We start from the raw sequence: 26751 nt of genomic DNA, 5'->3' as shown, positions 1-26751 counted from the left end.
TGGTTTTTTAAAGTAGTCATTTATTTAGTCCAAGCAGTCAATCACAAATTAATCTTAGTAAAGGCGAGTAGTACGAACTGATTCGCGAGCCAATTTCTTTTGGTAACGTTTAACAGCAGCAGCTTTTTTACGTTTACGTTCTTGAGTTGGTTTTTCGTAGAATTCACGTTTACGAACGTCAGCTAAAACACCCGCTTTTTCGCATGAACGTTTGAAACGACGGATAGCTACGTCTACTGGTTCGCCTTCTTTCAATTTAACTTGTGGCATGAAGAATCCTCATTAAGTTATGGATAAGATCTATGGCACGATTGCCTTAGATCACAAGTGAAGGACAGTATTTTACTCATTTACATCTCATATCACAAGTCTATAATAGCTTTAGCAATATTTAGATACGGGTAAAAGGCAGTTTAATGATCGTTCTGGGCTTGGAAACTTCTTGTGATGAAACTGGGTTAGCACTCTATGACAGTGAAGTCGGCTTAATAGGACAGGTGCTCTATAGTCAGATTAAACTGCATGCCGAATATGGTGGAGTTGTCCCGGAATTGGCTTCACGCGACCATGTGCGTAAGTTAATTCCTTTAATCAATCAATTGCTTGAAGAAAGTAATATTAAAAAATCACAAATTGATGCAGTCGCCTATACACGTGGCCCAGGTCTCATGGGTGCGCTTATGACCGGTGCATTGTTTGGTCGTACCTTGGCGTTCGCGTTAAATAAACCGGCGATTGGTGTGCATCATATGGAAGGGCATATGCTGGCGCCATTGTTGTCTAAAACTCCGCCAGAATTTCCATTTGTCGCTTTATTGGTCTCTGGTGGGCATACCCAGCTCATGGCAGCACATGGAATTGGCCAATATGAGCTGCTTGGAGAATCGATTGATGATGCCGCTGGCGAAGCCTTTGATAAAGTCGCGAAAATGATGGGGCTACCATATCCGGGCGGTCCAAATATTTCACGTCTTGCTGAACAGGGAGATGTCAAAGCTTTCGATTTTCCGCGTCCGATGTTGCATCAAGGGCTGGACTTTTCATTTAGTGGTTTAAAAACCGCTGTTTCTATCCAGTTGAAAAAAGTGGAAGGCCAGAACCGCGAGGCGGATATCGCTGCATCTTTCCAGGAAGCTTTGGTCGATACACTGGTAAAAAAATCGGTTAAAACCTTGAAGCAAACCGGCTTAAAACGTTTGGTGATTGCAGGTGGTGTAAGTGCCAACAAGCGTTTGCGTGAGCGTCTGGAAGCAGACTTGGCCAAGATTAAAGCACAGGTTTATTATGCAGAACCTGCTTTATGTACCGATAATGGCGCCATGATCGCCTTTGCCGGTTATCAACGCTTAAAAGCAGGGCAGCATGATGGTTTGTCAGTAACCACAACACCACGATGGCCAATGACCGAACTGACTAATCCAAACCAAGCTTAAAATTATTAGAATATAAAAAGAGGCGTTTTGCCTCTTTTTTAATTTAAAAGTCTATAAAGAATGAGTTGATATCACTAGATTTTATATTCATGATAAGCTCTAATAATTGCAGAAAAATATTCTAAATTAGACAAACAAATAGTTTTTTAGATGGTCAGCATAGGTTTATTCGAATGGATAATATAACTTTCAGAAGCTTTCAAGAGGCTGGTCAAGCTGTTTTAAAGTTTCTATATAAACGTTTCGGATTTAATTTATGGATGATTACCCGGGTCGAAGGTAAGGACTGGATTGTACTTCAGAGTGAAGACCACGGTTATAATATTCAACCGGGACAAGTATTTCAGTGGGCAGATTCATTTTGTTTTCATATGATTGCCGGTAAAGGTCCTAAAATTGCTCCTCGATCAGAAGACATTCCTTTATATTCCACTGCGCCCATTAACCAGCAAGTCAGTATTAAATCTTATATTGGTCAACCACTGGTTCATGAAGATGGCAGCTTGTTCGGGACACTTTGTGCGATTGATCCTCAAGAAAAATCTGAAACTATTACTCAGGACGTAGAGCTGATTGAGTTATTTGGTCATTTGTTAAGCACGATTCTTCAAGCTGAACTTCGTCAAAATGAACACGTTCGTCAGCATGAGCGTTTGGAAGCAGAAGCTTTAAGGGATGAATTGACAGGCTTATATAACCGCCGCGCATGGGAAAGATTACTTACTGCCGAAGAAGAGCGCTGTAAGCTTTATGGACATCCTGCGGCAGTTTTTTTTATTGATCTGAATGATCTAAAAAAAGTAAATGACAGTCTGGGACATGATCAGGGCGATGAGCTGATTCAGCAGGCGGCGCATATACTCAAAAATACTGCACGTAGCAATGACATTGTGGCACGTTTAGGTGGCGATGAATTTGTAATTTTGAGTGTAGAGAGCGATGAAACAGGAACAGACGTGCTTTTGAATCGGCTTAAACAAGCTTTAACACAGGCAAAGATTGGCGCGGCGATTGGTGTGGCCATGCGACAACCTGCTCAAGGGCTGTTTAAAGCAGCTGCCGAAGCAGATAAAAAGATGTTTGAGCATAAACGCCAGCTCAAGTCTAAATTATAGAATTTTGATCATACTGTTTAAATTTTTTTTCAATAAACTGATTAAATTGGTCTTTTAACTCAAGATACTTGGTATGCGTCTTGGCTTGATTCCATTTTTGCTTAAAAATTTGCGCAGCGGCAGCCTTCACTTGGTCTTCTGGACTATAAGGTAATACATCCCGTCCATGTGCACCACTTAAGCCTTTTTTATCTGCAGGAACAGCCCCTTTATATTTTTTACCTCCTTTATGATTGGCATAACGTCGCGCACGCGTATAACCCATTTGCAGAAATTTTCTCGCCATATCTGCACCAACAAAATCATTTTCATCGAGATAGCTTAAAAACAATTCATATATTTTTTCACTACTTTTTTTGGCTTTTTCCTGATCTGCAAATTGCCAAAAAGGCAGTATTTCTGACTTGTAAGGTTCGACCAATAACACACCTTGTTCACCCCGCCCAATTCGGTATAACTCAGGACGTTTTCGAAAGTTTATATTTTTAAAATCTAAAGAATAATCAAAACTTTTTGAGAAAACTCTGGAATTTCGTCTCGGTATATTGTTCTTTTGATGATCATTTTTCATTACTCATTCCATTAGAAAAGCAGAAATCTATGAAGCACTACTTTTGCTAGCCTAGATCATTTTGGTGAAATTTTAAGCTTAAAGTTACAAATCATATAAATATTATTTTAAGCCATATGAATGCAAAAATAGACGTAAAGCTTGAATAATCTAGGGTTGAGTAAAGTGAGAAGGTTAAAATTAACAGGCTGATAAATTTTAAAAATTGTTGGAAATATACATTAAAATTACAGAAAAATTTTTGATTTTAATTACTATTGTGTAATCAATGTTACATGGGGTAAGGCAATACAAGAATTAGACACAGTGATGGAGTCTCATTGACTTGTTTTTTATACGGTAAATATCAATCTTCTTATTAAATAAAAATGTAAATAAAATTTAGGGAATACAATGTCATGAAAAAGAAAACCACATTATTTGGAGTTGCGTTTATCTCGGGTTTATTGAGCGCTTGTGGAGGTGGAGGAAGTGGTTCCGATTCCGGAAGTCCATCGGTAAGCACGCCACCGAATGTGCCTAACGAGACAATTTCTCCAGAGCTGTCAGATGAGTTTGTACCATTTGAAGACCCGAGTATCCTGGATAAAATTAAAGACTCCATTACGGGTAATACCAGCAATGACACGGATTATAACAGTGCGCTTGGTCATATGATTGGAGAAGCTTTTGCTGATTATCCTTATGGGCGTACGGCTCGTATTGTGCAGATTTATAACCTGGGTATAAACAGCATCAAATATCCGAACGTGTTATGCGCTGAAGTAAGCACGACCAATGTAGTAAAAACGCTAAAATTAAAAGATGATAAAGATAACTGTGTGATTCTGGATAAAACCTATCGTAAAGGTTCCACGATTACTCAGTCGGTAAATGGCGATACCACCACTCTAACTTTTACCAATGTGCGTTATGGCTCTAATGTTGATTTTAATTTAAAAGATGACTATTTGATTTCAGGCAGCATTGTATATAGCAAAAGCAAAACTCCATCTGGTGAATCGGAAACTTATAAAATTGACCAGCTGGAGTTCCAACGTATTGCAGAAGAGCAGACTGCACCTGCGGGTGGCACGACTTTTAATCCGAGCAGTAAAGAGTATCTTCAAGTACGAAATTATAGCTATAGCTTGGTAGATGATTATGGCAGTAGCAGTAATGGGACCCGTACATTAACCAGTAAAGGCCTGATTATCGGTCAGCCTTATCTGGCAGATTTCCGTTATAGTTTTAATTTTGATACCACGACTCCATTTAAGATGCAGGAAACGGTATTAGATAATTATAAACACTTGCCGACTGAAGGAACTTTAAAAATTACCGACAGTTATAACCAGGTGGTGGAAGTGAAACAAAATCAGCCTGAATCACTCAAGGCAACTGTCTATTTTAATGGCGCTGAAATTGCCGATCTGCTCTGGTCAACGATTATTGGGGACAAAAAATAAGACCGCATATAAAAAAAGCTCCGTTAGTACGGAGCTTCTTTATTTATATTGACCCAATCAGAAAGAGTTTACAGCGATTTTAACTGCTGCGACCCAATCCAGTGTTTAGAGAACTGATAGGCTGCACGGCCTGAGCGCTGACCACGGGCCTGACACCATCTTAAAGCTTCGGCCCTGGTCAATTCATCCAATGACATTTTGGCTTTAGCTAAATAGTGCTCTACAATTTCCAGGTACAGGTTTTGATCCATAGGATAGAACGATAGCCACATGCCGAAACGGTCAGACAGCGAAATCTTTTCTTCAATCGCTTCTTGCGGATGCAGCTCGGTATATTGTGGAACGTCCATACGTGTGACCGGGGTATTTTCATGCATAAATTCCGGCAACAAATGACGGCGGTTACTGGTCGCATAAATAATAAAATTGCTTGAACCGGACTGTAATGAACCATCCAGGACGCTTTTTAAACTGCGATAGTTTTCATCTTCGGCATTAAAGGCCAGATCATCACAGTAGACAATGAATTTTTCAGGACGATTTTCAATCAGTTTCTGAATAAGCGGCAAATCTGCCAAATCATCACGTTCAATTTCAATTAAACGTAAGCCTTCAGATTCAAATTCCGTTAACAAGGCACGTACAATTGAAGATTTTCCTGTACCCCGTGAGCCAGTCAATAACACATCGTTGGCAGGCAAGCCTTTTAAAAACTGTCGGGTATTTTGAATCACTTTTTCTTTTTGCTTTTCTATCCCTTTTAAATCGTCCAGATAGATTTTTTTAGGCTGCTGTATGGCTTTTAATTGTTGATTTTGCCACTTATAAGCCGAGGCTTCAAAGTTGGTTTCGTGTTTCAGTTCAGGTAAGTTTTGCTGTAGTTGTTGGAGTACAGTAGAAAGAACTTGTAAGATATTGTCGGGTAAATCAATTGTTGCCATGATGATTCAGCTTATACGGATAAAGTGAAAATAAAGATCGTTTAACATGGGAACTGTATATCAAATAATCATAGTTTGCCAATGAAATAGGGGGTATTATGATTGAAGGATTACTGGTTTATTGTGCAAATATGATGATATTTGATACCCGATCAGGGATAGGAAATAACAATGAAAGTGTTTGAGGGATAGATATGTTATTTAATGATTTCACGACAAATATTAATCCACATCAAGCCTATCGGATAAAAAAATTAAAAAGCCAGCTCGCTACGGCGGAAACTTATGAAGAATGGAAAAATATCGCACTAAAAATAGATGAAGAATCCGGTGCTCAAGAATGGAAATTTGATAACTGTTCACCTTATTTTGATGCTGAAATTATTTCTGAACGCTTAAGCAGGTTAAAACGTTACCGTTTTCAGAAGCGTACCGAAGATCTCATGTACATATTACGTGAAGGTTTAAGCTACGATATTGCAAATATTGCTCATCCCATGCTTTTTAATGCCACCTATGTGGGCACTAAAAAAATCATTGAAGATTATGTGGAAGAAGTCAGTGAAAGCCTGGCTTACATTGCTTCGAGCGACTGTAATTGTCTGTGTGTGGCAAAAAAAATAGAGTTCTTTCAGCAGTGTAAAAAAGCTTATGGCCAGCCTGCGATCATGTTTTCAGGTGGGGCAACCTTGGGATTGTTTCATACTGGGGTATGTAAAGCGCTGCTTGAACAGGATTTAATGCCAAAAGTATTATCTGGTTCGAGTGCAGGGGCGATTATGACCACCATGCTTGGCACTTCAAAACCTTCAGACATTACCGGTCTTTTAAATGGGGAAAACTTTTTTACTGAAGCTTTTCATTTTCGTAAATTTGGCGAAATTTTAAAAGGCAATGGTGGTTTTGCCGACGTAAAATACCTGAAAAAATTTCTGATAGAAAATTTGGGTGATGTGACTTTTGAAGAAGCTTTTAAAACTTCCGGACTGCATATTAATGTTGCTGTAGCCCCATATGATACCTCGCAGCAAGCACGCATCATGAATACCTATACTTCACCAGACTTACTGGTCTGGAGTGCAGTACTGGCATCCTGTGCTGTACCTATCTTATTTCCGCCAGTTAAACTGACCAGTAAGCGTTACGATGGTAAATTGACACCTTATATGTCCAATACCCGCTGGGTGGATGGCAGTGTGCGGAGTGATTTCCCTCAGGAAAAAATGGCACGACTGTATAATTTAAATTACACCATTGCCAGTCAGGTGAATCCACATATTGTTCCTTTCATGCAAAGTGATGCAGAACGCTACCGTCGAGATGTGATGAGCTGGCCAGAGCGCATTGTACGCCGTCAGGGCAAAGTCATTACCAAGGGAATTATGGATTTTGCGCGTGGCCGAGTCGGAATGCTTCCTCCTGTACGCCGTTTGCTCGATCATGGTTATGGGGTGATTGATCAGGGCTATTATGGTGATTTGAACATCGTGGGCGATTATAGCTTACGCCATTATAGCTATATGTTTCAGAACCCACGTCCATATTTGTTCAAGTTATTGCAAAGAGAAGGCGAGCGCGCAACATGGCCGAAAATATCTTCGATTGAAACGCATGCTCGTGTCGGTAAAACCATCCAGCACTGTTTGGAGCTTTTAAATTATCAACATAATCCAGAGCAAAAAACCGCAGAATTTATTGCAGTTTAGGGATGTAGATTTTTCTAACATCTGTTTAATGTCTAAGACCAAGCCCAAAAGTTTAACTTTTGGGCGTTGTTTATATAGCTTTGAATACCAGCAGCAACGCTATTGGTTAAAAACCCAGACTTTCAATATCCATCCCAGCGTTGAAGCGGGATTCTTGAATGAACTGGATTTTTATCAGCAGTTTTTAGATCAAGCCAATTCTTCCAAATGCATGCCTGAATTTTTATTGCCGTTTCAAGTGATTTCCGATCTTAAACACCTGACGGGATTACAAGAGCCGGGCAACGCGGCATTAATTCTAAGCGATGCAAACGTATTGCTCGGTAATAGTGCTGAGATGTCATTGCAACAGATCAAACAGACTTTATTAAAGCTTTTAGATGCTGTGGATCAATTACATCGGTCGGGCTGGATTCATGGCGATTTAAAACGGGAGCATTTGGTTGAATATCAAAACCGTGCATGTTTGATTGATTTTGAACAGGCGCAAAAAATTAGTTCATCGCAAAAGCTGAAAATTCTTACTGCAACACCACGTTATATGGCACCCGAACTTTTTCAGGGTGCACATAAAACCGTACAAACGGATATTTATGCTTTAGGCATTGTTCTGTATGAATGGCTCGGTGCACAGCGTTTGAGTGCCAGAAATTACCAAGATTGGGCTTATTTACATTGCCAGCAGTTAAATATTGAACTGCCACAACATTTTTCGCTATTTGAGCCTTGTTTAAGAGGAATGTTAGCCAAGAAAAAACAACAGAGATTTAATGATATTTGCACGATCAAACAGACCTTAATCACTGAAATTGTTTAAGAAAAATACAGAAAAACAGTTTTTGTTTTTTATTTAAACAAACAAGTGGATTTTTCATAAAAAGGTCTTGTCATGAGTAATCGATCTCTATAATATACACAGCCATTGGGGACGTGGCGAAATTGGTAGACGCACTGGATTTAGGTTCCAGCGCCGCAAGGTGTGAGAGTTCGAGTCTCTCCGTCCCCACCACTTAAATGTCAACTTAGCTTGATAATTAAGTAACAGAGGATTGGTGTAATGGTAGCATGACGGTCTCCAAAACCGTTCGTCAAGGTTCGAATCCTTGATCCTCTGCCAAGTTTTAAAAAATCCAACAACTTAGTTGGTACCCTGATGGGGACGTGGCGAAATTGGTAGACGCACTGGATTTAGGTTCCAGCGCCGCAAGGTGTGAGAGTTCGAGTCTCTCCGTCCCCACCATCATATTAAGGCAAGGTAAATAACCTTGCTTTTTTGTTGTACGAAATCCAGCATTGAGTTGGTGCCCTGATGGGGATATGGCGGAATTGGTAGACGCACTGTGTTCAGGTCGCAGCGCCTTCTGGGCGTGAGAGTTCGAGTCTCTCTATCCCCACCATCAGATTAGAGTAAGGTCAATAGCCTTTCTTTTTTGTTGTAAAAAAATCCAGCACGAAGTTGGTACTCGAATGGGGACGTGGCGAAATTGGTAGACGCACTGGATTTAGGTTCCAGCGCCGCAAGGTGTGAGAGTTCGAGTCTCTCCGTCCCCACCATATTAAAGCAAGGTATATGACCTTGCTTTTTTTATTGCCTATACAAAAGTAAATATAAATAAAAAGCCCAAAACTGGGCTTTTAATAAAATTTGAATCCGTTATTGTTTTTATCTCGATCCACAAGTGAAAAAAGTCTTTTAAGCTTTTAAATGATCTTCAAATTCTTCACCAAGCTGCATGGCAAGTGCATTACCTGCTAAATCACAAGTGACCAAACCATATTCTTTTTTAAAGCTAAAGGTAAAGCCACGATTATCCGTCAATGATTTTACCGAATAGCCCAATTTTTCTAACCAGATACGAAATGCAATTAAATTTTTTGCCTTAACAACTTTTTTCACGAGAGAACTCCTTGTGTATATTTGGATACGAACTGCTGTTATATAATTAATAGGGATGCAGCTATTTTTTTAAAGGGTAGCTTGAGCAGGTTTTTTATAAAATAATTTTTTTGTATTTTTTTTATGCAAAAAATGAATAAATAATAATTAAACTGCGAATAAAAATTACTCTAGTATTGAATAAAATGTTTTTATATCAAATTGATTTAAAAATATTTAATTCTAAATAATTCAATTCTTTTGAAACGGAAATATTTAAACACAATTTCCCGTGTGGTCTAAATTTTTTATCTATAAGTGATTTTTTTTGCGATGAATAAGAAATATTCGGCTGAAGCAATAAATCAATCTCATATGATTAATAACGCAATTGCCGCCCAAAAATAACGGTGCTTCTGATTTTAAAAAACGATAAAATATATTGCACTGTACCGAGGAATTTTTTAAATTCTGGCGGGTGTTGAATATTGATTAAGATGATGACTAAATTGCCATGACTACCGATACCATAGAACAGAACGTACTCAAGCAAATTCAACAGATGCAGCAACAAGGCGCAGAACCTGTTGCTGTCATGCTGGGTCATGAAGACTGGTTAATTTTCGCAGAGCAATCCAAAGTGTCCTATACACCTTTTGGTAGCGCGCGCCGTTATCAACCTGCTTTGGGTGGTTTGCTGCTGGTTCGTGTCGATGAAATGAATACCACCAAAGTGGTCACCCAAGCAGAATTGGATGCTTATGCTCAGAACCATCAGCTTCTATAAATATTTCATATGATACATAAATTAAAACTGATCTTTTAATTGCCGCAAGCGCTGGAATTCTTCGACGCTATCGGCTCTTAAAAATGGATTGGTTTCCAGTTCCAGCTCAATGCTGCTGGGCAAGGTACATTGACCCAGCATACGCTGTGCTTCCACCTGTTCAAAACGCTGCTGAATCGCAAGGTTATCCGGTTCTACATGTAAAGCAAACTTGGCATTGGCCAGCGTGTATTCATGGGTACAGTAGACTTTGGTGCGTGCCGGTAAAGCCGCGAGGCGATTCAGTGAATGGTACATTTGCTCATAGGTACCTTCAAAAACACGACCGCAGCCCATGGCAAACAGTGTGTCGCCACAGAAAAGCACATCTAGTGCATCAATAAAATAAACAATATGTCCCAAGGTATGGCCGGGTACAGCAATAATCTCAATATTTAAACCGTGAAAACTGATCTGTGCATCATGTTGCAAAGGATGACTGATAAAAGGAACCTTGCTCAATTCTTCCCGTGGGCCATAAACGGGGATATGACGATTTTGTAAAAGCTCAGGTACACCGCCAGTATGGTCTTTATGCCAATGCGTCAGCCAAATCTGACTCAGTTTTAAACCTTTTTCAGTACAAAAGGTTTCGACCAGATCTGCTTCAGTCGGATCAATTGCCACTACTTCCTTGGTTGGGATATGTTCTAATAACCAGATATAGTTTTGTAATTGATTTTTGACATCAATCATATGGATTTGAAAATTCATAAGATACAGAGCGATAAAAGAGATATGAATAAACTAGCCTTAAAATCAGGTTTTTTCTAGTGGCAGATCGCAACACAATGCTGCAATGTCTATCCATAAAGTAGATGATATTTCAAAAGATTTAAAAGCACGCGTAGCGATAAGCTTTTATTTATAGATACATGAGATGAACTAAATATTTCTATTATAAAGATGCTGCTTTGAAATTCAGGCATTGGCAAAGATTAGTCATAAAATTGGGGAATAAATATGAAAATGTATCAGCTGGATGCCTTCACGACAGAGCTGTTTATGGGTAATCCTGCGGCCGTGATTGTGACCGAACAATGGCTGGATGATGCGCTGATGCAGAAGATTGCACTGGAAAATAATCTGGCTGAAACCGCATTTGTGAAAGTTATAGATGCAGAGAATTATGAAATCCGCTGGTTTACCCCGACCACTGAAGTGAACTTTTGCGGGCATGCAACTTTAGCCAGCAGTTTTGTGCTGTTTAAAGATTATACTTTGGCGCGCACTATCCGGTTTCATGTTAAAGATTTCGGTATTTTCGTGGTAAGCCAGGAGGCTAATGGCAAAGTAAAAATGAATTTTCCAATTCAGCGTGCGAAAAAAATTGAACATTATCCTGAAATTTTAAAGCAAATTTTAAGCAAACCATTTAACAATGTGTATTTAAACCGTCAGGCTTATATTGTGGAATATAGCAATTCGCAGGATGTGATAGATGAAATGCCGGATTTGGCATTATTAAAACAGTGGTCACAGAGGCAGTCGGAAGCAGAAGGCGGTTTTTCGTATCTAGATTTGACGATCACGGCTCCAGCTGCTGCACCCTATGATTGTGTGTCGCGTTATTTTGCTCCAGCCAATGGTATTGATGAAGATCCGGTCACCGGTTCCATTCATACCGCAATTGCGCCGCTTTGGGCAGAGAAATTGGGCAAAAAAGACATCTTGGCTTATCAGGCATCTGCACGTGGAGGAAAGTTATATTGTGAACTGCTTGAAAACGAAAGAATTGAAATTTCCGGTTATGCAAAGCTATATATGCAGGCAGAGCTCTATCTTTAACATATAGATATAAATGAACGACAAAGCTGTTGAAATAAGCAGCAATTCTTGCAAAAAGTGACTACTCAACATCATCGCCATTTTCTAAGATGTGATGCTGAAAAATTCATCTAACTGAATAAATTGGAATAATTATGCTCATGCGGTTCAAACAACTTACTATCTCATTATTATTTGTTGGTTTTAGTGCAACTGCCTGGGCACAACCAATTTTAGTTAAATCTGAGCAGAAGATTGAAGAATATAAGTTAGACAATGGTTTTCGCGTGGTGCTGGCGCAAAATAACAAAGAAAATAAAGTCTTTATGAATACGGTCTATCTGACCGGTTCACTCAATGATCCGCAAGATAAAAGCGGTTTGGCGCATTTGCTCGAACATCTGGCATTTAAGGGTACACAGAATATCAAAGGTGAAGAATTTCAGCGCCGACTAGATCAATACACCTTAATGACCAATGCCAGTACCGACTATTATTCCACCAAATATACCAATGTGATCCGTCCCGAACAGAATGCCATTAATGAAGTGATTCATCTTGAAGCAGAACGTATGGATAAACTGGTGCTGCAAGAAAAGTTTGTCCCTTCGGAAATTGCCATTGTAAAGCGTGAACGTGAAGTGCGTATGGATCAGCCCTTTGCAGTGATGATGGACCAGATGTGGAAATCGGCTTATGGCAACCAGTATCTGGGACGTTTACCGATTGGCGATTTAAAAGAATTACAGTCCATTAAAATGGATGAGCTAAATAAATTTTACCGCAGCTGGTATGCACCAAATAATGCGGTGATGGTGATTACAGGTAAATTTGATAAAGCGGAAGTGTTAAAACAGATTGATAAAAACTTCAGCCCAATTGCTGCGCGTCAGATTCCTGTACAAAACAAGGTTCCGGCACTGGATTCTACAAAGATTAAAAACCGCAACTATGTGGTAAAAAAAGGCAGTGATCTGGCCAAATTCAATATTTACCTGAATGGCAAAAATGAAAAGATCAAATCTGCTTTAGCGCTGGCACCTTATTTATATACCATGCAGCCAAGTGGACATTTATATCAGAGCGTGGTGGAAACCGGTTTAAGTACCGGTGTTCAATCCAGCACCTGGCTGGATCAAGATTTCAATCTGGTGTTTATGGGTGCAATTTATGCTCCAAATCACGATGCAAAAAAAGTTCAGTCCGAATTGGTTACGGGTGTTGAAAAAAATAAGCCCTTTGATGAGACCGAACTGAACAGAGTGAAAAATCTGATGCAGAATCAGGCAGACAGTATTCTGAGTAGTGCTACTGCATTAGGTGGTCGATTGAGTGATTATTATGTGGCTTATCAGGGTAATTGGTCACAGTACTTTAACGATCTGAATAATGTGAAGCAGCTGAAGCTTGGCGATGTCAATCAGACCCTGACCCAGTTTTTAGTGCCAGAACATCGCATTTCCGGGGACATCCAGCCGACTCCGGAAGATCAGAAAAAAGCCTTGCAGCAACAACAAGCGGCTGAACAGCCTAAAACCCTGGATCAGACTGCTGCCCAGGAAGAACCGCTCAAAGAAAGCAGTGTCTATAAGCAGGAAGTAGCGGAATATGTCAAAACCTCGAAACAGTATTTGCTGGATACTGAAAAGAAAATTCAGCGTGGCAAGCTGAAGAATGGTATTGCCTATGCTTTATATCCGACATCTACCCGTGATGATAAAACCTATGCCACCATTTCTGTAGACTTTGGTACGGACAAATCTTTGTTCAATAAGGGTGAAGTGCTGGATTTGATGGCTTATCTATTGTTGCGTGGCTCAGATCAACACAGCTTGCAGGATATTGCAGACAAATCGATTGAAGCGGGTGGTGGGGCAACGGCGACTGCATCTGCAAATAGTATTACCATTCAGATTGTGGCGAAAAAAGACAAATTTGATGATTATTTCAAATTCATGCTCGACGTTTTGAAAACACCAAAATTTGAACAATCTCAATTTGACCTGATTAAATCGCAAAGTCTGTCGAGCCTGGACCGTCCATATACCGAACCTGAAACGGTTGCGGCGCTGACCATGACCCGCTTGCTTGAAACCTATCAACCGGGGGATTTGCGTTACCATTTTGAGCCGGATCTTGCCAAGCAGCAGATTAAACAGACAACCGTGGAGCAGGTGAAACAGCTCTATCAGGACTTTTTTGTGAGTAATCATGCACAGATTACCATCACCGGTGATTATCAAGCTCAGCCCATGCTTAAATTGCTGCAAAATGAATTTTCAGGATGGAAAGCCCAACTGCCTTATCAACGTCTAAGTTCTGATTATCAGGCTTATCAGGCGCAAAAAATCCATGCTTTATCAGAACAACGTGAATTTGGTAATTATCAGGCCATTTTGACTTTACCGGTGGGTTCTAATCATGCCGATGCGCCAGCATTAATGGTGTTTAGTTATATCTTGGGTGATTCGCAACTCTCTTCACGTTTAGCCCAAGAACTGCGTGAGAAAAATGCGCTGGTCTATGGTTTTGGCAGTGATCTTGATCTGGATGAATGGATGGATTCAGGTGCATTGACTATTGAGGCTAACTACACGGCAGCGAAGTCAGCACAAGTTTCACAAGGGGTACATAAAGTGCTGAATGATTTACTCACTAAAGGAGTAACTGAACAGGAGCTGGAGGCGGCCAAAGCCAATATTCTGAAAAAACGGGTGACTGCTTTGGAAGATGAACGCAATATCCACGCAATGCTCATGCCGCAACTGGAACATCAGCGCGACTTGCTGTTCCGTGAAAAACGTGACCTGGCTTTGGCTAAATTGACCAAGGCAGATGTAGATGCCGTGATCAAGAAATATGTCAAACTGGGTCAGCTGGTGGAAGTCATGGCAGACCAGTATGGAAAACCACAAACCAAGTCATGATTCTTAATCCTTCTTCCCATTTTCCCTCTCCTTCTAGGAGAGGGTTAGGAGAGGTGATTAAAGCCGATAAAACTGCTTCGCATTATGGTGAAACACTCGTTCCAAGGCATTAGGATCACACGCCACTACTGCATCACTCAAGGCATCAATGATGTTGAGTAGTGAACTACTGACCCGATCCATAGGGAAATTGGAAGCAAACATGACCCGGTAACTGCCAAAATTCTGTAGCACATGACTGATCAGGGGTAGCACCAGATCATAGATTTCCTGCTTGCTGGCTAGACGACCTTGCTTATGAAATTGATGGCCTAATACCGGCATCAGTAAACCTGACATTTTGGTATAGACATTTGGACACAGGGCAAGTTCAGCCATATCGTCTTGCCAGCGGACCAGAATATTTTCACGTGCGGTTTTGGTCAGTCCGGTAATTGAGCCGACTTTTCCAAATAATCCGGCAGGTGTGCCGAAATGATCAAGCACAATTGAAGTTTCCGGGAACTGTTTGGCTAGGGCAATTACATCGCTGAGTTGAGTCGAATAAACCCAGGCATCAAATGTTAAATTGTTTTGTGCGATGGCTTCAAAACCTTTTAAAAACTTTTTATTGCGGTATAAATGTGGTTCATCTGTCCAGGCATGGATTTCTTTATCCTCATGCAATGCCGCCATTTTGCGAATACCTTTAAAGCGCGGTGAAGCTTTCTTATGCAATTGCAAAATCTTCTTGAAATTACTGTCCCTCGGATCTGCTGTTGCCACAATGCCACCGAGTTTGACCGTTTCTTCGTTAAAAGGTAGGGATTCAATAAAACGGGTTTCCCCAATCACGCCTTTACCTTTATTTTTATGCCAGCTGGCTTCGACATGCACCACTTGTTCTACCTGATAATGGCCAATATCTTCGAGATAATTTTCCGGCAAATAAGGCGCCGTCACATGATTGGTCAAGCCAATGGTTTCGATCAGGTCATCGGAGTTCACCAAACGCACAAATTTATCTAGCAAATAAGGATGTTTACCCAATAATTTAACCGCCAAAGCCGCTGCATGGGGCGTGTTATAAGGATCCCATTGGTGAATATGCGAGTCAATAATTGCAAAATCCAGCTGTTGCATGTGTGTCCTTAGTTCAGCAAATCTCTGTTATTTAACCATACTGTAAAGTGCCTTGGCTTTAAATGACCTTTTATCCAAAAATTCAGGACATAAAAAAAGCCCTGATGGCATTGCTGTCCCATAATTTGAGTTTTATTTCAGCACCAAAGCGACATGATGATATTTTGAATTTAAGTTATTGATATTTATTTGTATTTTGTTTTTTTCACAGTCTTATCTTTTCTTTAAAAGTTTAAGTCACTTTGTGTAGGCTGAATCCTACTTTTGACAGACCAAAAGTAGGCAAAAGTCTTTATTCCCTATACACGACATCCTGTCGTGATGGGGAATGTGTGGCATCCTTGCCACACCCACAAATCAAACACCTGGAATTCCACTAGGGGACAACAGAGGCCCTAATGGGCTTTTTAACTTCTGATCAGTGCTGATGATCATGGTCATGCTTGTTGGCATGAAATTCTTCGTTATGACGGAAGCGAAGATAGTTTTCAAACTGTTCGCAGTATTCGTCATAGTTGTCTTCCAGCATCATCTGGAACTGCTGCATGATGTAAGACATCACCTGATCTTTGGCGTCACGCATTTCATTGCCATCTTTAAAATTGTTGGCCGCAACCCAGGTATTAAAACGGGCAGTGGCGAACAACATGGCAGCACTGACTTGTCCGCGCATTTCAGCAGGTTTTACTTGGGAACCTTTTTCAACACGACAAAATTCATTGGCCTGTTTAATAAATTCATCAGCACGTTCAAAAAAAGCAGCATTTAACGCTTCTTCTTCGGTTACATCTGTTGCTTCAATCTTTTGAACCATGAACTTTTCCTGCAAATACGATCTAATGGCATATTATAGGCAAAGCCTTGCAGAAACTAAACCTTTGGCTTAATCTAAAAATAGCCTAAGCATGAAAATGGATACTCCAATGCAAGATGCCATTGCCGTACAAAGTCTGAAAAGTGATATCGCCTTATTACGTCAAAATATTTGGCCGCCAGCAAATCTGGCCAATGTAGAAGGCTTGCCCATTTATTATGGGTCTAAAAAAGAAGTCGATGAATTTTACCGGCAATGGACCGGTTTAATTGAAAGGGCACAAGACCTGTTTCAGCCTTTTATGGAGGATGAAACCATTGATGCAGTGCATTTACCCAGCCATTTGAATTTGCCGCTGTTTTATTTTCATGTGGATCGCATCCGGATTAACAAAACCCGCGCCAAAGAGTCGAAAACTTTTCGTGGTATTGCCAGCCTGCTCGAAAAATGCGGGAAATATCCACCCGAGCAGATTCAGGCCATGAGTACCTGGTTGGAAAGTGATGATACCGCAGCCTTGGTAGCACATCGTGAATTTATCGACTTGCGCACTTATGTGTTTCAGCATGGACAAAGCGAATATACACGCACACGGTTTTATGTGAATGGAATGGTACTCAGTACAGAGCCACATTTTGAACTGGTCGATGCCCGCGATAAACCGCGTAAACAGCGCAATGATAGTTATAGCGATCCATTGGCGGATAATGGAACCTGGAAAATTTTTGGCAAATATCGTTAAGCTACGGAAATATTTAAATCTGATCTGTGCTTTGCATTACCAAAAAGTGTCGGTTTTCGCATAATCTTTTAGATGGGCTTGTGCCTGTTGCAGAATGTATTCTTTCTCACTGGCAATCCAGCCTAGCGCAAACCACAGTTTTTGTTTGCGTTTCACCATATCCTGGAACAGTGCTTCGGCCACCATCAAATCGTTATATTGTCCTAAACTTTCTTGAGCCGGTTTTAAATCTTTGAGGTAACGCTTTATTTCCTTGCTCGGATACAGTGAAGCCACAAATTCTACCGAATAACGTAAACGTTTCATCCGTTTGCGGGTGCGATGCCGGGATGGGATATCCAGTTCTAGAAACTGATCGGCATCCTGGCAAATTTGTTGATGCATTTTTTGCAGTTTTTTTGCGATATCTTTTTTTAATTGCGGTTTTTTCTGCTTTGTACTGGTCTGATGGACAAAGCGCAGCAGATTCAGAATCAATTCAACAAAGTCTGAAGAACGTAAAGATTCATCAATGGCAATGCTGGATTCTTCAGGTGTATCCGGAAGCTGAACCAACGGTGCACCGGCCTGTTCGAGCTGGGGTAAAAGTCCTTCACTCAAGGCATCACGGTCACGGGTTGAACCGAGTTGGCGAAACAGATGCGTCAGTTGTTCCTGCCAGTCAGCATCGATATCTTTTGACCAGTCATCAAAAACACGCAAAGCACTTCTTAAACGGCGAATGGCCACACGCGTCTGGTGAACGTGTTCGCTATCATACTGTGCGGTAGCAATGACTGATGCATTCGGCAACAGATGCTGCAAGGCATTATTGATGATCTGCTTTAATACGTGATCGGTTGAGTCCTGTTGATCCAGTTGAAGCGGGCTTGCAAATTGAGCGGCAGGATTTTTTAAATTCTGTGCCAGTAAATCTCCGCGTTGAGCTTTACTGCGTACATCTAGCCATAAATGATAGCGCTGCACCCAAGGATGAATAAACTTGATCAGGTCTTGTATGGAACCTTGTTTAAGCTCAAATTCAATTTCATAAATCGGCACCGTTTGATCGTTATGATGGATCTCGCCGCGATCCAAACTGACTTCAATTTCTGAACGGTTAAAATGAACCAGGTGTACCAGGCGTTGGACTGCTGTTTCATATTGCACAATCAGGTTTTTAGCCTGTTTGCCCAAAGCATTTTGCAGCAATTGTTTTGCTTGCGAATTGGACTGATAAATTTTTAAATCCAAAGTTGGATCTTTGATCTTGCCTAAATCTTTTTCTAATTCAAAACGTTGTAAGGAATGATCACTAGGGGCTTTTAAGGTTTGTATCCAGTGATCATCTTCAAGACGTTGCCGTAATGAAATATTTTTTTTAGCCAAATGCCGTTCGGGAGTGTCATAGTATTTGGCATATAAAGAAATCAGGCGAGCATTCTTGTTCAAGAAGAGCTGATAGAGCTTTTCTTGTTGTGAGGCGGGGATCTGAAATTTTAATTCTACTTCAAGCATGTTAAAACTCCTGACACTTCATCATCGATCGGGTCATAACTTTTATTGTAAGCCAGTGTCAAAAAAAGAGTAGGGTTTTGCGGATAAGTAGATCAAGCGTATGTCGACCGATTCATGGTGTGCATAAAAAGATCGTGGCATACGCTTTGATTTTGCTGGTTTAATTTTGTTGGTTTGGTTTTACTGGTTTATTTGTTATTTAATAAATTTACGGCTCACCAGGAATTGTTCTGTCGCTTCAAGCAGGTTTTGTGCATAGACTTCCTGTTTCGCTGTCAACCAGCCCAAAACAAACCAGTCACTGGCTTCCAGTTCAGTTTGCTGAATATATTCGGCAGATGAAGCCAGAATTTGATATTCACTGGCTGCAAGTTGAGCATCATTCAAGGCTTTGCTGTATTTCTGCAGATTCTTGACATCATAAATTGAAGTTAAAATCGGGAAGCTGAATTTCAGTTCATGAATTTTAGTGGCTAACTGATCCAGACTCTCAAAATTGGCAATATCGGCAGCCAGGAGATGTTCTTGAAGCTGTTTATATTGATTCTGCAGGGTATTTTGGGCAAACCATTTTAAGTCATAGGCTTGGGACCTTTCTTCATGGTCCAGGCCAAACATCAATAATTCCAGATAATGATGCACGTTTTGCGTTGAACGGACCAGATTGGCCAGCTTTTCTTTGGCATACAAAATATCTTTGGCTAAATTTGACGCCGTATTCGGATTTTGTAAAAACGCCCCTAAAGTTGACTGCATGTGTTCCAGATGCTGTAAGTGATCAAATTGTTGTTTAAATGCTCCAATTTGCATCGCCCATTTGTCTGAAACCGCCTCATTCCAGTCTTTAAATAACGACAGGGTCAAATGCAAATGATCCAGCGCAATTTGTGCCTGCTGAATATGAGTTTGCTTGGCAACGCCCGCAGCAATAGCCGCGATATTCGGCAGTAAATGTTGTAACTGTTGGGCAATCAATAAACGTAAATTTTTATTGGCAGCATCTTTTTTACTTAAGTTAAATTCTTTGGCAGATTTTGCTGGACTCACCGGTTGTTGAATGGCCAAAAGATTACCGATTTCAGCCTTACTGCGCACATCCAGCCAAAGCTGGTATTTTTTCACCCATTCAAAGCTAAAGGCCAGCAGTGACTGGACAGATCCAGCTTTAAGCTCAAATTCAACTTCATGTACTTCTTTTTGGGCTGCTTCAGTGCGGACTTCACCGACATCTAAACTGACTTCAATATCGGTTTCTTCAAATTGCATAACGCGGAAAGTACGTTGAATGTCAGTTTCAAACTGAAGTTTAAGCTGATCCTCTGCATCACCCAAGGCATTTTTTAAGATTTGCTGTGCTTCGGCATCTTGCTCATAAACAGATAAATCTAGCTGGGGTGCCTCTTCATGTTCCCCCAGATCATGGTTATGCTCAAAACGATGTAAATGACTTTTACCAGCCGCTTTTAAGGTTTGAATCCAGCGCGTGCCTTCAAGGCGTTGTCTTAAAGCTACCCCATGCTGGGAAAGTAGACGTTCTGAAGTGTCATAATATTTGGCTTTGAGTTGAATAATTTCAGATTTTTTAGGATCTAATGCTTTCAGTAAAGCATTACGTCTTGCTTCAGGAATTTGAAATTTTAATTCAACTTCAACCATGATCTTTCATCCTAATTTTTTGATGCGATGTCAGCAATGCCACACCTCATCTATAGCTTACACATGCGTTATGAAATCTATTCTTTTATAGCGCCGGAATTGTATTGTTGATTCTAGGCTCCTGATTGTAACGAAAATGATTTTTGATGTAAGACTTGACGAGTGGATTCTTGAGTAATTGCTTTGGAAATGATCAAAAAAATGATGCAGGCTGATACTTTAATTTGGATAAAATATGCGCTAACTTAAATAAAAACAGGGAGGGAATGACCATGAATACAACGATTCAGCTCAAATTTGAACATCATCCAGAACCGGAATTTCAGTTACCGCTTCAAAACTATCATGAATTTTATCGGTTTTATTTAACTGAGCATCGTAATATCATGAGTCGCCGCTTGCATGTATTCGGCAGTACTGTCGGGGTATGTTTATTGAGTCGCGCTATTTTAAAAAGAAAGCCCAAATATCTGGTCTATGGTTTGCTGGCGGGTTATGCTAGTGCATGGGTAGGACATTTTCTATTTGAAAAAAATAAACCGGCAAGTTTTAAACAACCGCTGTATAGTTTTATTTCAGATTGGCGCATGTTTTCTGATGTGCTGCGTGGCGATTTAAGTTTAAAAAATCGCTCGCTGGATAAAATTCAAAGTTAGTTAAATTAAGCCTGTTTTGAAGTAAATTGAAGTAAATCTGCAAAGTTGCAAAAAATTACTTCAAAAAAGATGAAAATTGACACTGAGTGGACTTGCAATAATAGAGTGAATATTCTATTAATAGCACAGACGCTTAAGAAGTTGATTTTTTACTTCCCGACTGTCCGAATGTTAAAGTTTTCCAAGCCTAGAGTGACCTTCTCTAGGCTTTTTTTATATCCAGAATTTTGTTGAAAGCTACGCACTTTAAAATGGGGATTTATTATTCGGCGAAAATCATTTATCAGGATAAAAGACCTGATGCAATCTGAGCGTAATGAAACACTAAAATAGGGCGATTCTCTAATCTTTAGTTCGCTTCCCCAAGCGCGTTTGATCACCAAAGATTAGAGAATCTAATCAAGTTTCCAAATTTTATTATTATATTGTCATTATTATTTATTGTTGTTCTGTAGCTTTATTAAACCGATTAATACCTACATGAGCTATCACTTAAAATAGGTATTTTTTTCACTTTTTTGAAAAAATGCACCACTACTATGTTTTTTGGTTTTTTGCAAATTTATTGGTTTTATTCCTTATGCAATTAAGCTGGATGCGCTGAAACTTGCTGTTGATGTGCCTATAATAGGGCAGTTTTAGTTTTGGCAGTTTGTTATGCGCGGTTTATATCTGATTACCAATGATGATCCTTTAGAACTTTTATTGGCGAAGTTAGAAGGTGCAATGGCGAATGGTGGTGTTGCGGTACTGCAATACCGTCGTAAAAAAGTCGCCAAAGAAGATCAAATTTACGAAATCGAGTATATGAAAGCCATGTGTGCTGAATATGGCGTGCCTTTCGTGATTAATGATGATCTTGAAATGGCGGTTCAATACGGTGTTGGGGTTCATCTTGGTCAGGATGATGGTTCAATCGTTGAGGCTGTGGCTCGCTTGCCAAACCATGTATTAATCGGGCGTAGCTGCAATAACTCACTTGAGCTGGCTGAACAAGCGATTGCTGAAGGCGCAAATTATGTGGCATTTGGTGCAATTTATGCGACTGAGAGTAAGCCGGAAGCCGGAAACATTGGTCTGGAAACCTTGAAACAGGCTAAAACCCAACTGAATGTACCTATTTGTGCCATTGGTGGTTTAACCGTTGAAAATTCAAAGATCGTGGTTGAAGCTGGTGCAGATTATTGCGCCGTGATTAGTGATATATTAGGTCGTCCAATGAATGCCATTCCTGAGCGTTTAGATGAATGGTCTGCACTTTTTCAAGACAACCGTTAATAAAATAGATTTAGATTGATTTAATTTTGAGTTGAGTAAATTCATGAGCCTATCTCCAAAGCAAGAACAATTGTTTAAACAAGCCAGCAAACATATTCCGGGTGGGGTGAATTCACCGGTACGTGCGTTTAATGGGGTGGGTGGTACGCCTGTATTTATTGAAAAGGCCAAAGGTGCCTATTTATACGATGTCGATGGTAAACGCTATGTTGACTATGTCGGTTCATGGGGGCCGATGATCTTGGGTCATGCGCATCCGGAAATCATAAAAGCCGTTCAGGAAGCAGCGGTTGATGGTTTAAGCTTTGGTGCACCAACCGTGCATGAAACAACTTTGGCAGACATCATTTGTGAAATCATGCCATCGATTGAACTGGTTCGTATGACCAACTCAGGTACTGAAGCGACCATGACCGCCATTCGTTTAGCACGTGGTTATACCGGTCGTGACAAGATTGTAAAATTTGAAGGCTGCTACCACGGCCACTCAGACTCGCTTTTAGTTAAAGCCGGTTCAGGCATGTTGACCAGCGGCGAAGGTGAAGCGACTTCTGCGGGCGTGCCTGCTGATTTTGCTAAACATACTTTAACGCTTCCATACAATGACATCGCGACTTTAAAAGAATGTTTTGCTAAATTCGGTTCTGAAATTGCCGGCGTAATTGTTGAACCTGTAGCGGGCAATATGAACCTGGTGAAACCGATTGATGGTTTCCTTCAGGCAATTCGTGATGTATGTGACGAACATGGTTCTATCTTCATCATTGATGAAGTGATGACCGGTTTCCGTGTCGGTCTTGGTGGTGCGCAAGCGCATTATGGCGTAACACCTGATTTAACCACTTTAGGTAAAATCATTGGTGCAGGCTTACCGGTAGGTGCTTTCGGTGGTAAACGTGAAGTGATGGAATGCATCGCGCCTTTAGGTAAGGTTTATCAAGCAGGTACATTGTCAGGTAATCCATTGGCGATGCGTGCCGGTATTGAAATGTTCAAGCATTTACGTACCGAAGGTTTTTATGAAAAATTAACTGCACAGCTCGAAAAATTGCTTGCCGGGTTACAAGCTGCTGCGGATGAAGCTGGTATTCCATTCAAGACTCAACAAGTGGGCGGTATGTTTGGTTTGTACTTCACCGATCAAGAAGACATTACCAGTTTCGATTCAATGTTGAAATGTGATGTTAATGCTTTCCGTAAATTCTTCCATGGCATGTTAGACCGTGGTGTGAACCTTGCGCCATCTGCTTTTGAAGCTGGATTTATTTCAGCTACGCATTCTGATGAAGATATTGAATTTACTATTCAAGCTGCAAAAGAAACCTTTGCGGAAATGAAAGCTTAAGCATTTTATTTTTGCAAAATATTAGGCCCGAATTCGTTCGGGCTTTTTTATAAAGAATTTTTTGAGGATGAATATGCAAACCAAACATTATCTGACGCTGAGTGATGCCGAGTTTTTATTAAATCATGCACATCAATATGCTATTCAGCACAACTTTAATGTCAGCATTGCTGTTGTGGATGAAACAGGAAATTTGCTGACAATGAAGCGCATGGATGGAGCATCGCCTATGACAGCCAATCTATGTTTAGAAAAAGCCAAATGTTCTGCGATCAGCCGCCGTCCTTCCAAGTTATTTGAAGATATTATTAAAGGCGGTCAAATGGGTTTTCTGACTATGGAAACTTTTTCTGGGATGCTTGAAGGTGGTGAGCCGATTATATATGAAGGGCAATTAGTGGGTGCGATGGGTGTGTCTGGGGTAAAGTCTTTTCAGGATGCGGAAATTGCACAAGTGGCGATAGAGAAGTTTTTGGCGCAGGTTAAAGGCTAAAATCAGTTATATTTTTTAATAAAATTAAATATTAAAGTGTAATTTTGATTAAAACTTAATTGTGGATTGAAAAGAATCAATAAAAGCCTAATAATTTTTAATTTGGGCTTTTAATCGATTCATAAGCCAATGAATTAAAATTAATTAATTTTAAAATTTTATGTGATGTGCATTATGTTAGTTTTAGAGAAATTAAAAAATAGTTTTTAATCAAAAAATACATATGAAAATAATCGATCTACACCATATCCTCTACCCAATGGTGACATATTATCCAAGTAATGATGAGGTCATTAGCTATGGACTCGATTTTGATATAACAATTCATTTAGAAAAATCCAGAAATAGTCAGCAATGGTGTTTGAGCTTCATTGAAAGAGGAGTCTTACGGGAAGATACTTTATATTTTACAAATGAGTATTTGGCTTGCTTGGGATTCTTAAAAATTGCAACTAAGATAATTTCGGATATTCCAGATGAAATGAAAGTATTAGATTATCGTGAAGGGGTATGGTATTTATTGGAAAAACAGCAAGAATTCTTCTTGGACGTGCAATGCGATCTTCGCCATTATAGTTATTCTTGGAATATAAAGTTAGATTTAAAGGAGATTCTTGAATATAGGGCAAAAGGAAGAAAAAGCCTCGATGATCTTGCTGAGAAGATCTATTCATCTCAACCATTCTATGAAGAATCTATTTTTCATTTTCGTAAGTTAGATCAGAAAATTAGTGCTGAAGAAGAAAATGCAATTATAAAATTTAATCAAAAAAGAGCTGAATATGTTAAAAAACACTATAAGTCTTTTACAAAATCTGATCCATCGATTGATGTATCTAAAAATATTATTTCAAAAAACATTCCGTATTGGTTCATGCTAATTTTTTCAGTAACTATAATATCGATAATAGCTAAATATTTTCAGTGATATTTTAGTTAGTGAATAGCATCATTTAAAAAAAATTTAACTACTTTCAAACTTATCAAGCAAGTTAATCTAAGCTAGCATATCGTAACTTTGCAAGTATTAGATGAATCATCTCCCATGCTTTACCCCATGCCCAAAAAAATCCAACTCGCACCATCACAAGCCAAATGGCAGCTTTCATCCGCTGAATCTGTCTTAGTACTGGTTGGATTACAAAATTTAAGGATGATGGCAGGCATACAAGACAGCGACCTGATGACTCATCTGGTTCAGATCAGCAATAAAGCCAAAGCACTTGATATTCCAATTGTTGATTTGTGCGGCGATGATTTGATGCAGGGCATGCAACAGCTCGGGGAATATGCAAGCACACATCCACAACTGATTTTTGCGGGACAAGTCACACCTATGCTCAAGCAAATACTGCCACATATACAAAGTGTGACTGAGCAAATCTGTATAGTGGACGATGCTATTTTCTTGTCCGCTCAAGAACAGCATATCCAGTGGATTGAAAATATCTCGGCACAAGGTCTTCATCATATGAATAGCTATAGCTTGACCCGGCTATGGGATTTAAGCGCGCCGTCCAGTTATATGCTTTCCAGCAAGGGCATCATGCTGGCTGTTGCTGAACAACTGAACATGGATGCACTTGAAATTGATCCTTATGTCGATTTGAAACAATACGGTCTGGATTCAGTCGCCATTGTCACTTTGGTCAGTGTTTGGCGTGCGCATGGTGCAAATGTGCGATATGAAGATGTTTTAGCACATCCTTCTTTGCATGACCTGGTGAGTTTTATATTGCAATCAGTGCATTCATAAGGTGTGATTGAAATTTTTTTTACTTAAAATCGGAAAAACCGTCGCCAATTCCGTCATTGTGCATTGTAATTCTGTGCCAAGCTTTCTATTATTGCCGGCTCGTTTTCGCGATCAGCCTGGGATTGAACATTGAGTAATTTTCTAACCGAACATCTGATACATCGTGATCAAGATTTTATGGTCATCCATAAACCTGCAGGTGTGCTCACTGTTCCCGGTAAAACCGAAGATTTGCAAGATTGCGTTATCAACCGATTATTAAAAATAGAACCAAAAACCTTGCTGATTCATCGTCTGGATCGTGATACCTCCGGCATTCTGGTCTTTGGCCTGACCCGATGGGGGCAAAAAACTATTTCCCGCCAGTTTCAGGAACGCCAAACCGACAAAACCTATCAAGCTGTGGTGGCAGGCCATCTTGAAGGCGAAGGCACGGTTGATGTACCTGTCGTTTACGATCCGGAACATCCACCCTTACATATTGCCGACCCAAATCACAACAAGCCTGCACTGACACATTGGCAGGCGATTGAACATTTTGAAATTCAGGGACAGGCGGTGACGCGTGTCAAACTGAGCCCGATTACCGGCCGTTCTCATCAGCTGCGTGTGCATATGCAATATTTAGGTCATCCCATTATTGGCGACACCTTATATGCGACTCCTGAGCAGCAACTGTTGATGCCGCGGCTATGTTTACATGCTGAAAGTTTAAGTTTTTATCATCCACAAACAGAAGAACTGTTGGAGTTTTATGCTCCGGTTCCTTTTTAAAGTAAAAA

General features: G+C 40.1%; 25 protein-coding genes and 5 tRNA genes. 21 read left to right on the top strand and 9 right to left on the bottom strand.

Features of this window, described 5'->3' with window-relative positions; genetic code table 11:
* Positions 1 to 54: 54 nt before the first annotated feature.
* The gene (gene rpsU, locus B4C48_RS00215) at positions 55 to 270 is read right to left on the bottom strand and encodes a 30S ribosomal protein S21 (RefSeq protein WP_001136722.1); all 216 of its coding nucleotides are present in this window, start codon (positions 268 to 270) and stop codon (positions 55 to 57) included.
* Between the two features lie 146 nt (positions 271 to 416).
* On the opposite strand from rpsU, the gene tsaD reads away from it, so the two are divergent.
* Together tsaD and B4C48_RS00205 are read left to right on the top strand one after the other, a co-directional pair.
* Positions 417 to 1433, top strand: coding sequence for a tRNA (adenosine(37)-N6)-threonylcarbamoyltransferase complex transferase subunit TsaD (gene tsaD, locus B4C48_RS00210; RefSeq protein WP_291352250.1), 1017 nt, complete (start codon positions 417 to 419; stop codon positions 1431 to 1433).
* Between the two features lie 173 nt (positions 1434 to 1606).
* Positions 1607 to 2548, top strand: a complete 942-nt coding sequence (locus B4C48_RS00205) for a sensor domain-containing diguanylate cyclase (protein ID WP_291352248.1) — start codon at positions 1607 to 1609, stop codon at positions 2546 to 2548.
* On the opposite strand, the gene B4C48_RS00200 is transcribed toward B4C48_RS00205, so the two are convergent.
* Positions 2538 to 3119 carry a DUF4385 domain-containing protein gene (locus tag B4C48_RS00200; RefSeq protein WP_291352246.1) on the bottom strand — a complete coding sequence of 194 codons (582 nt, stop codon included), beginning with the start codon at positions 3117 to 3119 and terminating at the stop codon, positions 2538 to 2540. The genes B4C48_RS00205 and B4C48_RS00200 overlap by 11 nt on opposite strands.
* 398 nt (positions 3120 to 3517) lie before the next feature.
* Between B4C48_RS00200 and B4C48_RS00195 the strand changes: the two genes are divergently transcribed.
* Positions 3518 to 4567: a hypothetical protein gene (locus B4C48_RS00195; protein ID WP_291352244.1), complete on the top strand. Its 1050-nt coding sequence runs from the start codon at positions 3518 to 3520 to the stop codon at positions 4565 to 4567.
* Positions 4568 to 4635: 68 nt separating this feature from the next.
* On the opposite strand, the gene B4C48_RS00190 is transcribed toward B4C48_RS00195, so the two are convergent.
* A complete protein-coding gene (locus tag B4C48_RS00190) occupies positions 4636 to 5508 on the bottom strand; it encodes an ATP-binding protein (RefSeq protein ID WP_291352242.1) in 873 nt (290 codons plus the stop codon).
* Between the two features lie 194 nt (positions 5509 to 5702).
* Between B4C48_RS00190 and B4C48_RS00185 the strand changes: the two genes are divergently transcribed.
* The 7 genes from B4C48_RS00185 to B4C48_RS00155 all read left to right on the top strand — a co-directional run bounded on the left by B4C48_RS00185 (position 5703) and on the right by B4C48_RS00155 (position 8768).
* On the top strand, positions 5703 to 7214 hold the full coding sequence (locus tag B4C48_RS00185) for a DUF3336 domain-containing protein (protein ID WP_291352240.1): 1512 nt from the start codon (positions 5703 to 5705) through the stop codon (positions 7212 to 7214).
* Positions 7215 to 7242: 28 nt separating this feature from the next.
* Complete coding sequence (locus tag B4C48_RS00180) at positions 7243 to 8031, top strand: protein kinase domain-containing protein (RefSeq protein WP_291352239.1); 789 nt, start codon at positions 7243 to 7245, stop codon at positions 8029 to 8031.
* A 107-nt stretch (positions 8032 to 8138) separates the two neighbouring features.
* Positions 8139 to 8223 (top strand) — tRNA-Leu (locus B4C48_RS00175).
* A 34-nt stretch (positions 8224 to 8257) separates the two neighbouring features.
* Positions 8258 to 8331, top strand: a tRNA-Trp gene (locus tag B4C48_RS00170).
* Positions 8332 to 8369: 38 nt separating this feature from the next.
* Positions 8370 to 8454, top strand: a tRNA-Leu gene (locus tag B4C48_RS00165).
* A gap of 71 nt (positions 8455 to 8525) precedes the next feature.
* A tRNA-Leu gene (locus B4C48_RS00160) sits at positions 8526 to 8611 on the top strand.
* Positions 8612 to 8683: 72 nt separating this feature from the next.
* Positions 8684 to 8768 (top strand) — tRNA-Leu (locus B4C48_RS00155).
* 139 nt (positions 8769 to 8907) lie between these two features.
* Here B4C48_RS00155 and B4C48_RS00150 read toward each other — a convergent pair.
* Positions 8908 to 9111, bottom strand: a complete 204-nt coding sequence (locus tag B4C48_RS00150) for a hypothetical protein (RefSeq protein WP_086176023.1) — start codon at positions 9109 to 9111, stop codon at positions 8908 to 8910.
* Between the two features lie 493 nt (positions 9112 to 9604).
* Here B4C48_RS00150 and B4C48_RS00145 point away from each other — a divergent pair, with 493 nt between their 5' ends.
* On the top strand, positions 9605 to 9877 hold the full coding sequence (locus tag B4C48_RS00145; RefSeq protein WP_291352235.1) for a hypothetical protein: 273 nt from the start codon (positions 9605 to 9607) through the stop codon (positions 9875 to 9877).
* 21 nt (positions 9878 to 9898) lie between these two features.
* Here B4C48_RS00145 and gloB read toward each other — a convergent pair whose 3' ends face one another.
* Complete coding sequence (gloB, locus tag B4C48_RS00140) at positions 9899 to 10630, bottom strand: hydroxyacylglutathione hydrolase (protein WP_291352233.1); 732 nt, start codon at positions 10628 to 10630, stop codon at positions 9899 to 9901.
* Between the two features lie 249 nt (positions 10631 to 10879).
* On the opposite strand from gloB, the gene B4C48_RS00135 reads away from it, so the two are divergent.
* Positions 10880 to 11704: a PhzF family phenazine biosynthesis protein gene (locus B4C48_RS00135; protein ID WP_291352231.1), complete on the top strand. Its 825-nt coding sequence runs from the start codon at positions 10880 to 10882 to the stop codon at positions 11702 to 11704.
* A gap of 134 nt (positions 11705 to 11838) precedes the next feature.
* A complete protein-coding gene (locus B4C48_RS00130; protein WP_291352229.1) occupies positions 11839 to 14610 on the top strand; it encodes a M16 family metallopeptidase in 2772 nt (923 codons plus the stop codon).
* Between the two features lie 57 nt (positions 14611 to 14667).
* On the opposite strand, the gene B4C48_RS00125 is transcribed toward B4C48_RS00130, so the two are convergent.
* Together B4C48_RS00125 and B4C48_RS00120 are read right to left on the bottom strand one after the other, a co-directional pair.
* On the bottom strand, positions 14668 to 15732 hold the full coding sequence (locus tag B4C48_RS00125; RefSeq protein ID WP_291352227.1) for an amidohydrolase family protein: 1065 nt from the start codon (positions 15730 to 15732) through the stop codon (positions 14668 to 14670).
* Positions 15733 to 16150: 418 nt separating this feature from the next.
* Positions 16151 to 16546: a DUF3144 domain-containing protein gene (locus B4C48_RS00120; RefSeq protein ID WP_291352225.1), complete on the bottom strand. Its 396-nt coding sequence runs from the start codon at positions 16544 to 16546 to the stop codon at positions 16151 to 16153.
* Between the two features lie 109 nt (positions 16547 to 16655).
* Between B4C48_RS00120 and B4C48_RS00115 the strand changes: the two genes are divergently transcribed.
* Entirely contained in the window at positions 16656 to 17288 is a 633-nt protein-coding gene (locus tag B4C48_RS00115) for a hypothetical protein (protein ID WP_291352458.1), read from the top strand.
* A gap of 36 nt (positions 17289 to 17324) precedes the next feature.
* On the opposite strand, the gene B4C48_RS00110 is transcribed toward B4C48_RS00115, so the two are convergent.
* Together B4C48_RS00110 and B4C48_RS00105 are read right to left on the bottom strand one after the other, a co-directional pair.
* Positions 17325 to 18785: a CYTH and CHAD domain-containing protein gene (locus tag B4C48_RS00110; RefSeq protein WP_291352223.1), complete on the bottom strand. Its 1461-nt coding sequence runs from the start codon at positions 18783 to 18785 to the stop codon at positions 17325 to 17327.
* Between the two features lie 195 nt (positions 18786 to 18980).
* Positions 18981 to 20441 carry an inorganic triphosphatase gene (locus tag B4C48_RS00105; RefSeq protein ID WP_291352221.1) on the bottom strand — a complete coding sequence of 487 codons (1461 nt, stop codon included), beginning with the start codon at positions 20439 to 20441 and terminating at the stop codon, positions 18981 to 18983.
* A 272-nt stretch (positions 20442 to 20713) separates the two neighbouring features.
* Between B4C48_RS00105 and B4C48_RS00100 the strand changes: the two genes are divergently transcribed.
* The 7 genes from B4C48_RS00100 to B4C48_RS00070 all read left to right on the top strand — a co-directional run bounded on the left by B4C48_RS00100 (position 20714) and on the right by B4C48_RS00070 (position 26743).
* Positions 20714 to 21097 (top strand): DUF962 domain-containing protein, encoded by a 384-nt coding sequence (locus B4C48_RS00100; protein WP_291352219.1) that lies wholly within the window; start codon positions 20714 to 20716, stop codon positions 21095 to 21097.
* Between the two features lie 657 nt (positions 21098 to 21754).
* Positions 21755 to 22375 (top strand): thiamine phosphate synthase, encoded by a 621-nt coding sequence (gene thiE / locus B4C48_RS00095; protein WP_291352216.1) that lies wholly within the window; start codon positions 21755 to 21757, stop codon positions 22373 to 22375.
* A gap of 43 nt (positions 22376 to 22418) precedes the next feature.
* On the top strand, positions 22419 to 23720 hold the full coding sequence (hemL, locus tag B4C48_RS00090) for a glutamate-1-semialdehyde 2,1-aminomutase (RefSeq protein ID WP_291352214.1): 1302 nt from the start codon (positions 22419 to 22421) through the stop codon (positions 23718 to 23720).
* Between the two features lie 73 nt (positions 23721 to 23793).
* On the top strand, positions 23794 to 24213 hold the full coding sequence (locus B4C48_RS00085; protein ID WP_291352212.1) for a GlcG/HbpS family heme-binding protein: 420 nt from the start codon (positions 23794 to 23796) through the stop codon (positions 24211 to 24213).
* Positions 24214 to 24436: 223 nt separating this feature from the next.
* Positions 24437 to 25141 (top strand): hypothetical protein, encoded by a 705-nt coding sequence (locus tag B4C48_RS00080; protein ID WP_291352209.1) that lies wholly within the window; start codon positions 24437 to 24439, stop codon positions 25139 to 25141.
* A gap of 117 nt (positions 25142 to 25258) precedes the next feature.
* Positions 25259 to 25969, top strand: a complete 711-nt coding sequence (locus B4C48_RS00075; protein ID WP_291352207.1) for a phosphopantetheine-binding protein — start codon at positions 25259 to 25261, stop codon at positions 25967 to 25969.
* A 129-nt stretch (positions 25970 to 26098) separates the two neighbouring features.
* Complete coding sequence (locus B4C48_RS00070) at positions 26099 to 26743, top strand: RluA family pseudouridine synthase (protein WP_291352205.1); 645 nt, start codon at positions 26099 to 26101, stop codon at positions 26741 to 26743.
* Positions 26744 to 26751 lie beyond the last annotated feature (8 nt).

It is taken from the genome of Acinetobacter sp. UBA3106, from assembly GCA_002365595.1.
In the GTDB taxonomy this organism is placed as follows: Bacteria; Pseudomonadota; Gammaproteobacteria; order Pseudomonadales; family Moraxellaceae; genus Acinetobacter.
This window is presented reverse-complemented; position numbering and strand designations above follow the sequence as displayed.